Consider the following 14,419-nt stretch of genomic DNA (forward strand, 5'->3'; position numbering starts at 1 on the left):
ATTGGGATCCTGGGACGGTGGCTTGCTGCTGTTGCGGCTACTGGTGGCCAGGCGATCGGCCATGAGCTTGACCAGCAGCATCAGCACATCGATGGCGGCACGCAGCGACGGCGAGACCGTCTGGTCTTCCTTGAGCTGCTGCCGGACCCGCTCCAGGGCCTCGTCGACGTTGATATCGCTGATGGTCATATCGCCGCATAGGTGTGCCGAATGATGCTGTGCACTATGCCAGAAAAATCAGCTGGTTGGCGATACCCCATCCGCAGCCACCTGAATAGTTACAAAATTTATACTAAAAATATGATAAAAAAGAATTGTGTAGAATTTGATTTAAAATCTAATAGTGATTTTTTAATATAATTTGCATCAAATAAAACGGCACACTCATGATTAAACCATTTTGGTCTGGCAGATATTTTTTTTATTTGGCAGACCATTTGTCTGAATTGATAATTGTTTGGTTTGCCTGGCAGCTAACAGAATCTGCAGCTTCAGTTGGGATAGCTGTTTTTGTATCAAGGTTGCCATATTGGTTGTGCTCTATATTGATTGGATTCTTGGTTGATAAATTATCGCCTGGGAAGACTATATTTTTTGCAAATTTGTTAAGTTCTATTATATTGGTGGGTATTCCAATGTTTTTTTACATTAGGATATTAGATTATTATTTGTTTTGTTTTTTGGTGTTTTTGTATTCATCTTGTAAAGTTTTTGATATGCTTGCAACGAGAAAAATTGTTGCTGAAATCTCTATGGGTTATGAGTATGTCAAGACAAATACTTTAATTGATATCTCAAAAAGAGCAGGAAGGCTGACAGGTCCCTTAGTTGCTTACTTAATGCTTTTTTATTTTTCGGAAAGTTTGATATTTGTTCTTACCATGGTCTTTCATGTATTTATTTGTTTTTCTTGTTATATTGAAATAGTTGTTCCGAAAGAAAAAAATCATAACAATAGAGAATTGATTTTACAGTCGCTTAAAAATTCTTTATTTAGGTATTTCCGAAACTCCAAACTGGCTAGGTTGGCTTTTTTATATGTTTTTATAAACCCTGTTTACTCAATTTCTTTATGGGTGTTTTTGCCTGTTTATTACGATGAAATTATGTTGTCAGGGGAGAGAGGTTATAGCTTTGCAATGTTCTTACTGTCTCTAGGGGCAATGATGTCAAGTATATTAATCTATAAGAAAGGTATTAAGGATGAAATGAACTCGGTGCTTCTCGGTTTTATTGTTTTTTCTTTAGGTTTTTTTCTGCTGTCCCTATCAACTGGACTACTGTCTTCATTTTTATCAATATTGATTATTTCTTTTGGGATACCTCTTTTTGATGTAGGGTCGGCATCTATTGTTAATAGCGAATCATCAAAGAAAGATCAAGCTAAGTTTTACTCGCTATTTAGATGTTTTGCAGAACTTGGTTTGGCAATTGGTTTGCTAGCTGGTGGTCATTTAATTGACATTTTTGGTTACCGTAATGCTGCAAGCACTATCTCCTTAATTTATATTTTTTTGTTAACTATTGCCCTCATTATAAATTTAAAAAGCCGAGAAAAGGGAAAGTCTCATTTTTGACATGCAACTAAATTGAAATTCAGTATTAGAGTGGCTAACCAGTCTAGTGCTTGGTGTCTATTGTAATGACCCCCTGGTTTCTGCACACCCTACGCGGCTAATGCCGGGTGTGCTCGGGGTGCCACATAGCCCAAGGACTGATGTGGCCGCTCTTCGTTGTAGTACCAGATCCAGCGACTGATCACTGCCCGCGCCTGGCCCAGCGATTCGAATCGGTGCTGCCAGATGCACTCTTCCTTCAAGGACCGGAAGAAGCGCTCGACCAGTCCGTTTTGCTCCGGGGTATAGGGCGTCGTGAACTCTTGGGTGAGCCCGTAGGCCTTCACCGTCGCCGTATAGTGTCGACTGCTGAAGACGAGGCCGTTGTCGGAACGCAGTGCCAGAGGTGAGTGAACTCTCCCCAGCGCTCCCAGGCGATAGATGAGCGCTTCTTCCAACGCCGCCTCAGCCGTCTTGCTACTGCCGTTATCCGATAACCGCCAGCCAAGGATCTCACGTGTACAGCAGTCGATGACCACCGCCAGACTGGCTCGCCGATCCTTTCCACACCACACGTACGTCAGGTCGGTCGCCCAACGCTCATCCGGCCTTGAGGCGATGGACGGTAGGCTCCTGGCCCGAGGCCGACAGCCTTGAGGCCGCTTGCGCACCTGCCATCCCTTCAGCTGAAGGATGCGCTGTATAGGCTTGCGATTCTCTCCCAGAACACACGCCAGACGACGATAGCCGTAAGTTGGGAAGCGCTCCAGGGCCAGTTTTACCCGGCTAACCAGCTCAGCATTGATGATACGGCAACGAGTCCTGGGCTGGTAATATAACGTCCTTCGAGGAAGCCCCAGCCACTGACACAGCTTGACGAGCGAGACCACGTGGCCTTTCTGGGCCATTTCCGCCTGCAACGACCTTACGAATTCTCGTCCTCGTCGAGCAGGCGTTTGAACTTTTTAAGGCATAAATCTGAAGATGGGCCTCACCCAAGGCTTCTTTGGTTTCCCGCAGTTCGGACTCGTACTGCTCGCGCATGTCCCTGGGGCGGGCTCGGAACCCGTTTTCCATGTTGCGCTGCGCTGCGCTTCCTCCATCCAGCCTTCGACGTCTGAAACGGTGAGGTCGTGCTCCCGAGCGACTTCGGCAACCGTGGCTTTACCTTTGAAAATGTCCATGACCACGGAGGCCTTGCGCTTGGCGGTCCAGCGTTTAACGGTAGGTTCGTGACTCATATCGTCCTCCTGATGGCTGCACTATAACCTGTGCAGCTACGAAGGGGGTCACTTCAAAACTGGCAAGATGATTGAGGTGGTAACCACTTCACCACCGCCGGGCAAAACGCCACTGAGGCGCTAGAAAGCGGCGCGCTGACCTTAAGTGACATCGACAACCGCGCCAGCTATGAGGCATACAGCACCAGCGTCGGGCTGAGTGCTGGCCAAGGCGATATGAGCTTCTTTGGTATCGGTGTGGGTCGAGGTGCTGGCGATGCCTGTAGCACTACGTTTGCTGCCGACCACCTCAATGCCCGGCAGCTCAAGACCAATAACACTCAGAATTAGAAAAGAGTATGGCGCCGCTTTGGGAGCAACGCAGCAGATCCATTCATTTTTATAGCCAACCTTGGAGCTGCTTGCGATACGCCGCCTGCGCCTGCGTCGCACTGATCGGCTGCAAACGCACTTCTGTACCCGGCAGGCACTGTGCCAGCCGGGCGCAGGCCATAGGCGTGAGGGCGCCCAAACGCGGGTAGCCCCCAATGGTTTGGCGGTCGTTCATCAGGATGATCGGCTGACCATCGGGAGGAATCTGCACGGCACCTAAAGGAATCCCTTCCGAGACAATGCCGCCCAGGCGGCTGTTCAGCGCTTTGCCGGTGAGCCGAATGCCCATGCGGTCGGCGCGCTGGTCGACCGTCCAGGGCTGGTTGAAGGCATCGAACAGGCTGCGCCCGGCAAAGTGGGCGGCCTGGGAGCCCAGCACCATATCGAGTCGTAGTGTTTGCGGCGTGCTAGAAATCGCAGCCGTTGGCAGCTCCGCGTGGGCGGGCAGCGTGCGCACCGACGCCGAAATGCCTTTCCAGGTCAGCGTATCGCCCGCTTTGAGCGGCTGGCCATCTTCATGCAGCCCGCCGATCTGCTCTCGGGCGGTGCATGCTCGGCTGCCCAGCACGGCGGGTGCATCGAGCCCGCCGGGAAAGGCGAGATATGCGCGCAGGCCTTGCTTTGGCTGACGAAAAACCAGCGTTTGGCCCGCCTGCATCAGGAAGCTGGCGTTGGGGGCAAGGGGCTGGCCGTCCAGTGTGGTGGCCAGGTCGGCCCCGGTCATAGCGAGGCGTACGTCCTGGTTGGCCACCAGGGTCAGGTTGCCGCCCATGACGATTTCCAGGGCGGCGCTATGCAGGGGGTTGCCCAGCAGCCAGTTGGCCCAGCGGAAGGCAATCCAGTCGGCGGCACCGCCCTGGGTAACGCCCAGGTGGCCAACGCCGAAGCGGCCTGCATCCTGAATCAGCGCCAGCGGCCCGGCTTGCTTGACGGTCAACATGGGCTGGCTCATGGGCGCTCCTCCAGCGGGGTGGTGTCGCCGCCGGCTGCTTCGAACTCGGCTTTAGAGATCGCCTTGAAGCGCACTTTATCGCCGGGGCGCAGCAGCGGTTCGCCGCGCTTGGCGCGCTCGAACAGCGGCACGGCGGTTCTACCCAGAATGTTCCAGCCGCCCGGGGAAAGCAGCGGGTAGATGGCCGTTTGTCGGTCGGCAATGCCGACGCTGCCCGCCGCGACGCGGCGGCGGGGCGTTTTCAATCGTGGCGTGGCAATGGCCTCATCTACCAGGCCCATGAAGCCGTAGCCAGGGGCAAAGCCCAGCGCAAACACGCAGTAATCGTGGCTGCAGTGGCGCTCGATCAAGTCATCGACGCTGAGCCCGGCGCGCGTTGCTACCGATGGCAATTCGGGGCCAACGCTCTCGTCGTACCACACGGGAATCTCGTGCAGCTGCCCCTGCTGGGTGTCGGCAGGGGTGAGATCGTGCAGCGCGCTGCGCACCAGCGTCGTGGCCTGGCTAAAGGTGAGCTTCTGGCAATCGTAGTGCACCAGCAGGGTGGTGTACGAGGGAATCAGGTCGATCAGCGCATCATCAAAGGCGCGGCGTAGCGCCTCGTCGGCGGCCATGATCCAGGCCATATTGCGTTCATCGATGGCGTCGAACAGGCGCACCGTCAAGGCGTCCATGGCGGCGGTTTCCAGGCGGAGTTTCACGCGGACTCCAGCGCCGTAAAGGCCTCGCGAATGGCGCGCACGGCAGCCACGGATTCGGGGTTGTCGCCATGCACGCAGAGCGTGTCGCAGGGCAACTGCAAGGCGCTGCCATCTCGGGCGGTGAGGGCCTCCCCTTTGGCCAAGGCAACCGCCTGGGCGACGATGGTGGTCTGGTCGTGGTGCACGGCCCCCGCCAGGCGACGAGAGGCCAGATGGCCGTTGGCCTCATACGCGCGGTCAGCGAAGGACTCGAACCACAGCGTGACGCCCATTTTTTCCGCTAGCTGACGGTGCGGCGCTGGGTCGGCAGTGGCCATCACCATCAGCGGCAGGCGGGCATCGAAGGCTTTCACGGCGCGCATGGCGCCTTCCAGCAGCGCCAGGTTGGCGGCCATGTCGTTGTACATGGCCCCGTGGGGTTTGACGTAGCTCAGCGCGGTGCCTTCTGCCTGGCAAATACCCGCCAGCGCGCCAATCTGGTAGAGCATCATGTCTTCCACTTCATCCGCTGTGCAGGCCATGGAGCGGCGGCCAAAGCCCATGAGATCCGGATAGCCCGGGTGCGCACCGATCTTCACGCCGTGCTGGACCGCCAGCGCCACCGTCTTGCGCATCACATGGGGGTCGGAGGCGTGGTAGCCGCAGGCAATGTTGGCGCAGTCGACGTAGGGCATGACCTCCGCATCCAGGCCAATCGACCAGTTGCCGAAACTTTCGCCCATGTCGCAGTTGAGAAGGGGGAGCATTGTGCTCATAGTTGACTCTCCTGAAAAGCGCTGATTATTGCGAAGTTGCGGGCAACTTTATCAACTGATACTTCTGGTAGGCGCTCATAATGGTTTCATACTGCACTTGGTGGGCCATGACAAAATCATCGCCGTAGATCGTTTCGTCTGGGTATTCAGTAATCAATTGGAGTGGAGTGAGCTGGGTATCGTCACGAGTGAGTAGATAAGGAATATCGTTTCTTATGGTAAATTCCAAGCGGCCAGCGTGAGCTTCGAAAGCTTTGATCTGACGTCGATTGTAGGCCACCAGCCCCGGCACGTTCGCTAGATGTTCCGTGACATGTTCGAGCAGTGCTTCAGCCTGTGCCTTCCAGTGTTGGTGATAGCGGAGGACGAGAAAAAACCCCTTGGGTATCGACCACAGCTCGAAGTTGCGAGGTACGTAACCGGTCAGCGGGCGGGTCCACTCATGGGCGGGGTAACCATGCAGGTTGATGTGTAACTGCGCTCCGCTTGCCGCCTTGGCGCGCTCGCGAATGGCCAGCTCGAATTCTCCCCCCAGTGGCTGGGCCTGAAGGTCGTTGCCGAAAGCCGTGTAGCGCGCAGCATGGTGCATGTGATTTGGCTGTTCGGCAACCAGGCGCTGCTGTAGATGGTAGCCATCTGGGTTTTCGAGCGGTGAAAGCACGAAATGCGAACCTGCCTGCCTCGATAGATCTTGCCCTGCGCGCAAGGCGCCTACGATACCAGAAGGTTCGTTGGCGTGCTGCGCGGCGCTGATAATCACTGCCCGCTCTTGCCCTATGTGATAGCGAGCAGATAATTTACGCCCACTCCGGCTTTTGGCATGAAGTGCCTCTCCCTCAATGGTGTCGAGTTCGGCGTGTATCTTGGCAGCACTCAATGGGTGCTCGGCGCTGTCGAGCATAGTGATTTCTTCAGCAGCAGCATCGTCAGTGTTTAGTGGACGAAGTGTGATCGTAAGCGACGGCGGTGCCTCGGTGCGGGTCTTGATTTCCGGCACAATCTGACCTGGCTGGATTGAGCGGTCGCCCAGTGGCAGGCCAGAAAGTTTTTGGTAGACCTCCAATAGCGAGAAATAGAGCTCCTCGTGCAGTCCCTCGGCCAGGCTCATATGCTCGAGTCCGAAGGCCAGCGGCGTATCCTGGCATGGTAGAGTAACGCTGATATTGAGCTCTTCGAAAAATGGCTGCTCGGCGGGCCACTCGGCTTGGGTAATCGCGTCTATCGCCGTTTCAAAGAGCTGGACATAGTCACAGGTGTAGAGAGAGCTGCCGCTATAGCCGCTAGTGCTTTGCCAGTAGACCCAACCGCAGGGCGAGAGTTGCCAAGCCCCTACGTGGTCTAAATGATGACGGTTGGGTGCTTCCACACGCACCATCTCTTGGGTGCCGTTTGCATATGTCAGCGCCAGCTCGTAGTGGTATAGCATAGTTTGAGTTTGACAAGTGACCGCCTCCCAGCTCAGTGCGACGCTTTCGCCGAGGAGGCCTGCTAACGGGTAAGCCTCCAACAGGAAACGCTTAGGAGCCTCGATGGGTGCCGGGTAACGGATGTGCAACGCACGAAGAGGCAGTATGTCTAGCTCCTCTATCACATAATGCACCAAGGGTTTGTAAGCGCTGTAGAAGCGTGCCTCAATCCCTTGATCCTTGAGCATCTGCTCGGCGCGATGGCGGGCGGTACGATCGTCGAATACCCAAGCGGAGAGCTTGTCGCCCGGTGATAGAGTCTTTCGGTACTGAGATGCGATTGCTTCGACGCTGCGCTCGAAGGTAGTGTCCAGAAGTACAGTCATTGTGAGGTCCGCCCTGTGGGATCTAGAGTGTCGCGCAGCCAGTCACCCAAAAGGTTGAGTCCTAGCACGGTGAGCAGAATGGCAATGCCAGGAAAGACACTGACCCACCAAGCGGTCTGTAAATAGGTGCGGCCTTCGGCCAGCATGCCACCCCAACTCGGTATGACTGGATCCACGCCAAGACCCAGGAAGGTTAGACTGCTCTCTAATAGGATGTTGTTGGCTACGTTCAATGTCATTAGTACGATGACCGGGCCCAGTAGATTAGGCAGTAGGTGCTGGAACAGGATGCGCCAGTCGCGTACGCCTATGGCTTGGGCCGATAGAATGAACTCGCGATCCTTGAGCGACAGCACCGAACCTCTCACCAAACGAGCGTACTGTACCCACTGCGAAACGATCAGCAGAATGATCATGTTGGTCAGCCCGCCACCGATGACTGCAATAAAGGTAATAGCCAGCAGAATGAACGGCAGGGCGAGCTGCACATCGGCAAAGCGCATGACGATCATGTCGATGAATCCGCCGTAGTAGCCTGACAAAAGCCCCATGACGATACCCAGTGCTACCGCACCTAGTGCGGAATAGAAACCTACCTTGAGCGAGATTTCCCCACCGATGATGACTCGGGCCAGTACGTCGCGACCCAACGGGTCAGTACCTAGAGGAAAGCTGCCGTCAGTTAGAGGTGGAGTGAGGCGCATGGCGAGGTTGATGCCGCTGCCACCGTCTGGAAACAGCCAGCCTGAAAGCAGGACCGCTAAACCGATGCTTCCTACTAGCAGGGCGCCCGTAATAAACTCGAAGTTTTTGAAACGCTGAAGTCTCAGAGAATTTAACGACATAAGGCCACCTAACTCTTGCGCACGCGAGGGTCGACGAAGCCATAAGCGACATCGACCAGCAGGTTGATTGAGATGATCAGAAGTGACAGAACTGTGATTACACCCTGCAATACTGGATAGTCACGGGCGGCAACGGCGTCGAAGGCCAGTGTACCTAGCCCTGGCCAGTTGAATACTCTCTCGACAACGACGATACCGCCCAAGAGCCCTCCAAACTGCAAGCCGAAGTAGGTGATTAGCGGGATTGAGCAGTTACGCAGCGCATGCTTGTAGAGTACTACCGAATTGGAAAGCCCTTTGGCGCGTGCCACCATGATGTACTGGGAGCGCAGTGTTTCCAGCATGGTAGTTCTGACCAGACGTACGTTGGTGGCAGTCAGAATGATACCCATGGTGGCGGCAGGCATAATGAAGCTCTGCCATCCCTCCATGCCGCTGGGCGGCAGTAGATTGAAAGTGATTGATAACAGCAGCACCAGCATGATGGCCAGCCAGAAGTTAGGAAAGGAGAGGCCAACTAGTGAAATAACCCGGATGACTTGGTCGGGCCATTTGCCGCGGGAGACGGCGGCCTTAACACCTAGCGGAATCGATAGCGCGATAGAGACAAATAGCGAAGCAAACGCCAGCGCTAGGGTTGCTGGGAGTGCTCGACCGATTAGTTCGCTCACCTGCGTGCCGCCCATGAAGCTGCGGCCTAAGTCGCCGGTGAACAGACCTTTCAGAAACTCCATGTATTGCAACAAAAACGGCTGGTTGAGCCCGAGTGCTTCGCGAATGCGCGCCAGATCCGCCTCGGTGATACTACCCGCCCCTTGGGCAAGCATGATGGCGGGGTCGCCGGTCAGGCGAATCGCAAACGACACGATCAGCGTTACCGCCACAAGCACGAATAGCGCTTGCAGCAATCGGTAGAAAAGAAACTTGGCCACGTGGTTTACCCTCGAAACAGAAGGCCGCCGCCTTTAAGGCGGCGGCGGATTGGGCTTATTCGGCGACGTCGACGTCGGTAAGTCGAACCCGGTTGTCTGGGGCGGGTTCGAAGTTCTCAACTCGATTGCCTACCCCATAAAGCGCGTTCAAGCTATAAAGTGGCATTTCAAGCGCTCGCTCCTTGGTATAGCGAGCAACGAACTGCAATAAGGTTTCTCGCTCGGTGCGGTCAGTGATGCTGCGCTGTGAGTTGAGCATTTCGTCGAGCGTGGTATCGCTATCGTAGGGGTTCCAGCGCTCGCCGGAGTGGTACATCAGATACGCGGTGTTGTCGAAATCGAAAGTCCAGCCTCCCCATTTTTGCTGGAACATCTCACCTGTGCGCCCCGCTGGAATAATGTCGTTGAGCAACACGTTGGTTTCGTAGGGTTGAATAGAGGCGTTGAGGCCCACTCCCTGCAGATAGGCAGCAACCACCTGGGCCACTTCGGTAAAAGTAGCGTCGTTGCCGCGCACGTCGATTTGTAGGGTCGTGCCTGGCTCGATACCGGCCTCTGTGAGCAGTTCTTGGGCGCGCTGCGGATCAAAGGGGTAGGGCTCAAGTTCCGGGTCGAAGCCGAAGGATTGTTCGCCTTGGAAACTGGCAATCACACTGCCTTCTCCAGCCAAAATGGAGTCCACAATGGCGTGACGGTCGACTGCCATGATGATCGCCTGACGGACTCGCTCATCGGCGGTGATGCCTGACTGGGTATTGAAGCGTAGTGCCTCAACGGTGGGTGAGGCGACACTTACCACTTGTGTATTGGGGTGAGCGTTGATCGAGTCGATCATGCCGATAGGAATGGTTGGTGGCAAGACGATATCCACTCGACCGGATTGCAGTTCGGCAACGGCCGTGGAAGGTTCGGAAATGAAGCGGTAAGTGACGCTATCGAGCTTCGGTGCGCCACCCCAGTGATCGGCGAAGGCTTCTAGCCTCACATTGGAGCGTGGCGTGTAATCGACCATTTTGAAAGGGCCTGTGCCTACAGGGTGGATGTTGAAGTAATCGTCACCATGCTCTTCGATATAGCTTGGCGGCACGATCATTGCGCCGTATCCAGCCAATTTGGTCATCAAGACCGGGTCTGGGTTATAAAGGAAAAAATCAACGGTGTAGTCGTCGATAACTTCCACATGAGAAATCGCCGTGTAGTTGGAGCGTTGAGGACCACGGGCGCCTTCTTCCCCCAGTAGACGGTCAAAGGTGAATTTTACCGCGTCGGCATTGAAGGGCTCGCCGTTATGGAATATTACGCCTTCACGCAGCGAAAAGCGGATGCGTTTGCCCTCATCCAACTCTTCCCAGCTGGTAGCAAGGCCAGGTACCAATTCAAGATCTGGGCCACGATAGGTTAGGCCGTCGAAGATATTAGTGGCCACCGATGCCCAGTTGACCAGAAAGGTATCGATTGGGTCCCAGCTGCCTGGATCCTGAGGAGAGGCAATGGTCAGTGAACCTGCTTGACTCGCTCCAGAGGCGGCTAGAGCAGCAGCTAGGGTGCAAGCTTGAAATAGAGTTGTCTTTTTCATTGATCGTCTTCTCTATGGTTTCTTGTTCAGGTTGGAAACAAAGCGCTACAAGTGGGGCAAGGTGCTGTCGCGGGAAACGAAATGACCGGTGGCTATTTCATCAAGAGGATAAATGGTGGGTTCATCGCCCACTCTGCGGATTGGGCTCGGAATATCACCGTCTAACAGCATGTGCTCGCGCCGATGTTGCGGATCGGCCACGGGCACTGCGGAGAGGAGTTTCTTTGTATAGGAGTGTTGAGGCGCGTCGAAAACTCTTTGACGTGGCCCTATTTCGACAATTTGGCCAAGATGCAGTACCGCTACACGGTGACTCATCTTCTCCACTATCGCCATGTCGTGGCTAATAAACAGGTATGCCAAGCCTTCCTCGCGTTGAAGCTGCATCATCAAATGAATGATCTGCGCTTGGATGGAAACGTCTAGTGCAGACAGTGCCTCGTCGGCAATAATAAGTTTGGGCTTGGAGGCTAACGCTCGAGCGATACAGATGCGCTGACGCTGGCCGCCAGAAAATTCGTGTGGATAGCGGTTGGCGTGTTCTGGTTTCAAACCTACACGTTCAAGCAGCTCGCTGACTCGTTGCTTGATATGTTGCTGGTTAGCTATCAAGTGGTGAGTGTGGATGGGTTCTGCAATGGAAAAACCAGCGGTCTTTCGTGGGTCGAGAGATGCGAAGGGATCCTGGAAAATGTACTGCACTTCTTGGCGAAGCTTCATTTTTTCGCTGCGTGACATTTGTACGACCGGCCTGCCGGAGAAGGTGATATCGCCGCTGGTACTTTTCTGCAGTTGCTGGATAGTTCGTCCTATGGTGGACTTGCCCGAGCCTGATTCGCCCACTAGCGCCAGTGTCTCTCCAGGAAAGATGTCGAAGCTGACGTGCTCAACAGCGTGGACGCGATGGCTCACCCCGCCAAAAAAACCTTTGTTGATATCAAAGCGTGTGACCAGATTACGCACGCTGACCACCGGTATTTCTTGCGCACGCACGGTATCTTGGAGCGTAGATACACCTTGGGTAACGACCTTTTCGCCATCAAAGGTCATAAGCGGCTCAGCCCGAGGAAGGGCTTCACCCTGCATGCTGCCAAGTTTGGGCACTGCCGCTAGTAGTGCTTGGGTGTAGGGGGCCTGAGGCGAGGTGAACAATGTGGAGACATTCGCCTCTTCTACCTTCTTGCCGTTACGCATCACTACTACGTGGTCGGCTACTTCCGCCACAACGCCCATGTCATGGGTGATGAAAATTACGGCCATCCCGAGCTCTTTCTGGAGATCGCGAATGATGGTGAGAATCTGCGCCTGAATGGTAACGTCTAGCGCTGTGGTAGGCTCATCGGCCACGAGAACCTTGGGTTTGCAAGCTAACGCCATGGCGATCATTACTCGTTGGCGCATACCGCCTGAAAGCTGGTGTGGGTAGCGTTTCAAAAGCGATTCGGCATCTGCCAAGCGGACTAAGCGCAGTAGCTTTAAAGCTTCTTCGCGTGCTGTCGCTTTGCTGTAATCGCCGTGAAGCAGGAGCACTTCAGTGATCTGGTCGCCGATGGTATAAACCGGATTGAGTGATGTCATCGGTTCCTGGAAGATCATTGAGATCTCTTTTCCACGGATCTTGCGCATCTCCTTGTCAGCAAGCGTTGTTAAATCCAGCGGCGCTTTATCGCTCGTATTGCGATAAAAAATATGTCCCTTGGCGATGGTTGCGTTGAGATACTGTACTAGACCCATTATGGCGAGTGAGGCCATGGATTTGCCCGACCCGGACTCGCCGACGATCGCCAAGGTTTGACCAGCGTGAAGGTCAAACGTGAGATCCTGGACGACCCTGTGGGATCCGAACGTGACATCAAGGGATTGCACGGACAGCAGAGGTGGTATTGATAGCACAATTTTGCCTGTATTTTTTGTGTAATTCATATGGAAATTATATGTATGATGTTTGCATGTCAATTGGGTATTCGCCATTTCAATGTGGGCAGGCAGGTTGAGGTATCATGAGCTAGCCGTTAGCCAAGCCCCATGCCATAAATCGATTACAGGGCTCCTTAATTCCGTTGTGGACGAAAAAATTTTCAAAATCAAATGCTAAAGAGCATGCCTATGAGTGAAGAGAGACAGACTGTGCCCCTCAAGAGAAATCCCATCGTGTCGTCAGAACACCTGTCCCACAAAGCGCAAGAGCTTTCGGAGTTCGAGTTTGGACTAATTATCTCCAGCAATGCGTTCAACCGCTGGATGGTGCGCTGCATGACGGCTACGGGGTATCCTGAGCTTGGGGCGCTTGATGTTTTAGTGCTTCATAGTGTCAATCATCGGGCACGGGCAAAACGGCAGGGAGATATCTGCCTGGTTCTCAACGTTGAAGATACGCATACAGTGGCCTATGCATTGCGTAAGCTCTCAAAGTTAGGATTGGTAGTAGGTGAAAAACACGGTAAAGAAACGCTGTTTAGTACTACAGAGCAGGGGCATGATGCGTGTAATCGCTATGCCGAAATTCGGGAGTCGTGCCTCATTGAGTCACTTGACTCAATGGGTATTGAACGCAGCGAAATCAGCCGTTTAGCCAGCATTTTGCGAGCTATGTCAGGTTTGTATGACCAAGCCGCTAGGGCAGCTGCTTCGCTGTAAAAGCTATTGCTGTCGTTATGTAATGCCACGATTATCCCCTCATTTTGAGAGAGCTTCAAAAGTAGCACTTAGGCCATCATGAGCAGCTTTTGTTGAGGTGTGGCTCCTTCGAGTCCCATGTTGGGTTGTTTGTGATTGCAGTGCCAGAGCCAGCGAGTAGCATAATCTGGCACTTCCTTGGTGCTGTCGAACAAATACTGTGCCTTTCACTGATTCTGCTGTTGGCAATCGCCTTGATGCATATCTTCCCTGAGATTGCGCTGTACCTGCCGCAGGCGATGAATCGTTAACGAGAGGGAAGATCACGCCCGTAGACGGCAATACCGCCCCGACCAGCGCGTTTGATGGCATACATGCTCTGGTCGGCGGCGTTGATGATCTCTCGTTCGTTATCAAACTCGCCATCGTCGAGGCACGCGATGCCGATCGAGACAGAAATGTACAGAGACTCATGGCCCACCTGAACCATGGGGGACGCCTGCAAACGTTGAGCTATCCGTTCGGCAAAGTGTTCGGCTGTCCTGGCCGTTTCGTCGGGGAGGAGGACCAGGAACTCTTCACCGCCATAGCGGCCCGCCAGGTCACCCGCCCGAGTCAAGGCCGACAGCGTACTGCCGAACTGGGCAAGCACCTGATCTCCTGCCTGGTGACCGTAGCGGTCATTCAGCACCTTGAAGTGATCCAGATCGATGAATACGACCGAGAGCGTGCGTTGTTGGGCACGGCATAGCGCGAAGCGCTCACGCAGTTGTTCTTCCAGCCAGGCGCGGTTGGCAAGTTGAGTCAGCGGATCGATGCGGCTGCGCTGTTCGAGCTGAGTGTAATCGTTGAGTAGCGCTTCACTGCTTTTTTGCTGTGCTTCCAAACGGGTACTGAGCATCAGCGTGTGCTCGAACAAGCGCTGCTGAGCTTGCTCGATCAACGAGAAACTATCCACGGCTAGGGAGCGTTAACAATTAGGCCAGCCATATGACGGCGGATACAAGGTTGAGTAGCGACTGGTAGTTTCTCGCCAGTCGCTCATAGCGTGTTGCCAGCCGCCTGAACTGCTTGATTTTCT

Annotated in this window: 14 protein-coding genes; 2 read left to right on the top strand and 12 right to left on the bottom strand. The window is 54.3% G+C overall.

What is annotated here, in order from left to right; translation table 11 throughout:
- Positions 1-189, bottom strand: a 189-nt coding sequence (locus tag CWI66_RS15975; protein WP_232710767.1) for a DUF6444 domain-containing protein, incomplete at its 3' end; no start/stop codon positions are given.
- 197 nt (positions 190-386) lie between these two features.
- Between CWI66_RS15975 and CWI66_RS15980 the strand changes: the two genes are divergently transcribed.
- A complete protein-coding gene (locus CWI66_RS15980) occupies positions 387-1,577 on the top strand; it encodes an MFS transporter (RefSeq protein WP_100732235.1) in 1,191 nt (396 codons plus the stop codon).
- Positions 1,578-1,666: 89 nt separating this feature from the next.
- On the opposite strand, the gene CWI66_RS15985 is transcribed toward CWI66_RS15980, so the two are convergent.
- The 10 genes from CWI66_RS15985 to CWI66_RS16030 form a co-directional block, all read right to left on the bottom strand.
- Positions 1,667-2,464 carry an IS3 family transposase gene (locus tag CWI66_RS15985; protein WP_016915293.1) on the bottom strand — a complete coding sequence of 266 codons (798 nt, stop codon included), beginning with the start codon at positions 2,462-2,464 and terminating at the stop codon, positions 1,667-1,669.
- A 57-nt stretch (positions 2,465-2,521) separates the two neighbouring features.
- Complete coding sequence (locus tag CWI66_RS15990) at positions 2,522-2,797, bottom strand: DUF1153 domain-containing protein (RefSeq protein ID WP_198517602.1); 276 nt, start codon at positions 2,795-2,797, stop codon at positions 2,522-2,524.
- 379 nt (positions 2,798-3,176) lie between these two features.
- Positions 3,177-4,121, bottom strand: a complete 945-nt coding sequence (locus tag CWI66_RS15995) for a 5-oxoprolinase subunit C family protein (protein ID WP_100732236.1) — start codon at positions 4,119-4,121, stop codon at positions 3,177-3,179.
- Positions 4,118-4,822 (bottom strand): 5-oxoprolinase subunit PxpB, encoded by a 705-nt coding sequence (pxpB, locus tag CWI66_RS16000; RefSeq protein ID WP_016915291.1) that lies wholly within the window; start codon positions 4,820-4,822, stop codon positions 4,118-4,120. The genes CWI66_RS15995 and pxpB overlap by 4 nt, the downstream gene beginning before the upstream one ends.
- Positions 4,819-5,577, bottom strand: coding sequence for a 5-oxoprolinase subunit PxpA (locus CWI66_RS16005; RefSeq protein WP_198517603.1), 759 nt, complete (start codon positions 5,575-5,577; stop codon positions 4,819-4,821). Before CWI66_RS16005 ends, pxpB begins: the two co-directional genes overlap by 4 nt.
- Positions 5,578-5,602: 25 nt before the next feature.
- Positions 5,603-7,369, bottom strand: a complete 1,767-nt coding sequence (locus tag CWI66_RS16010; protein ID WP_016915289.1) for a hypothetical protein — start codon at positions 7,367-7,369, stop codon at positions 5,603-5,605.
- The gene (locus CWI66_RS16015; protein WP_016915288.1) at positions 7,366-8,214 is read right to left on the bottom strand and encodes an ABC transporter permease; all 849 of its coding nucleotides are present in this window, start codon (positions 8,212-8,214) and stop codon (positions 7,366-7,368) included. The genes CWI66_RS16010 and CWI66_RS16015 overlap by 4 nt, the downstream gene beginning before the upstream one ends.
- A gap of 8 nt (positions 8,215-8,222) precedes the next feature.
- A complete protein-coding gene (locus CWI66_RS16020; protein ID WP_016915287.1) occupies positions 8,223-9,146 on the bottom strand; it encodes an ABC transporter permease in 924 nt (307 codons plus the stop codon).
- Positions 9,147-9,201: 55 nt separating this feature from the next.
- The gene (locus CWI66_RS16025; RefSeq protein WP_016915286.1) at positions 9,202-10,722 is read right to left on the bottom strand and encodes an ABC transporter substrate-binding protein; all 1,521 of its coding nucleotides are present in this window, start codon (positions 10,720-10,722) and stop codon (positions 9,202-9,204) included.
- Between the two features lie 45 nt (positions 10,723-10,767).
- Positions 10,768-12,645, bottom strand: coding sequence for an ABC transporter ATP-binding protein (locus tag CWI66_RS16030; RefSeq protein ID WP_050980307.1), 1,878 nt, complete (start codon positions 12,643-12,645; stop codon positions 10,768-10,770).
- Positions 12,646-12,828: 183 nt separating this feature from the next.
- On the opposite strand from CWI66_RS16030, the gene CWI66_RS16035 reads away from it, so the two are divergent.
- A complete protein-coding gene (locus CWI66_RS16035) occupies positions 12,829-13,359 on the top strand; it encodes a winged helix DNA-binding protein (protein ID WP_016915284.1) in 531 nt (176 codons plus the stop codon).
- Positions 13,360-13,645: 286 nt separating this feature from the next.
- Here CWI66_RS16035 and CWI66_RS16045 read toward each other — a convergent pair whose 3' ends face one another.
- Complete coding sequence (locus CWI66_RS16045) at positions 13,646-14,296, bottom strand: GGDEF domain-containing protein (protein WP_232710966.1); 651 nt, start codon at positions 14,294-14,296, stop codon at positions 13,646-13,648.
- Between the last annotated feature and the right edge of the window lie 123 nt (positions 14,297-14,419).

The sequence above is a fragment of the Halomonas sp. 141 genome, assembly GCF_002810305.1.
In the GTDB taxonomy this organism is placed as follows: Bacteria; Pseudomonadota; Gammaproteobacteria; order Pseudomonadales; family Halomonadaceae; genus Vreelandella; species Vreelandella stevensii.

Excerpts from the sequence above, each read along its gene's own strand:
- CWI66_RS15985 (WP_016915293.1), bottom strand. The coding sequence starts at position 2,464 with ATGGCCCAGAAAGGCCACGTGGTCTCGCTCGTCAAGCTGTGTCAGTGG.
- CWI66_RS16030 (WP_050980307.1), bottom strand. The coding sequence starts at position 12,645 with ATGAATTACACAAAAAATACAGGCAAAATTGTGCTATCAATACCACCT.
- CWI66_RS16025 (WP_016915286.1), bottom strand. The coding sequence starts at position 10,722 with ATGAAAAAGACAACTCTATTTCAAGCTTGCACCCTAGCTGCTGCTCTA.
- CWI66_RS16015 (WP_016915288.1), bottom strand. The coding sequence starts at position 8,214 with ATGTCGTTAAATTCTCTGAGACTTCAGCGTTTCAAAAACTTCGAGTTT.
- CWI66_RS15980 (WP_100732235.1), top strand. The coding sequence starts at position 387 with ATGATTAAACCATTTTGGTCTGGCAGATATTTTTTTTATTTGGCAGAC.
- CWI66_RS15990 (WP_198517602.1), bottom strand. The coding sequence starts at position 2,797 with ATGAGTCACGAACCTACCGTTAAACGCTGGACCGCCAAGCGCAAGGCC.
- CWI66_RS16035 (WP_016915284.1), top strand. The coding sequence starts at position 12,829 with ATGAGTGAAGAGAGACAGACTGTGCCCCTCAAGAGAAATCCCATCGTG.
- CWI66_RS16010 (WP_016915289.1), bottom strand. The coding sequence starts at position 7,369 with ATGACTGTACTTCTGGACACTACCTTCGAGCGCAGCGTCGAAGCAATC.
- CWI66_RS16005 (WP_198517603.1), bottom strand. The coding sequence starts at position 5,577 with ATGAGCACAATGCTCCCCCTTCTCAACTGCGACATGGGCGAAAGTTTC.
- CWI66_RS15995 (WP_100732236.1), bottom strand. The coding sequence starts at position 4,121 with ATGAGCCAGCCCATGTTGACCGTCAAGCAAGCCGGGCCGCTGGCGCTG.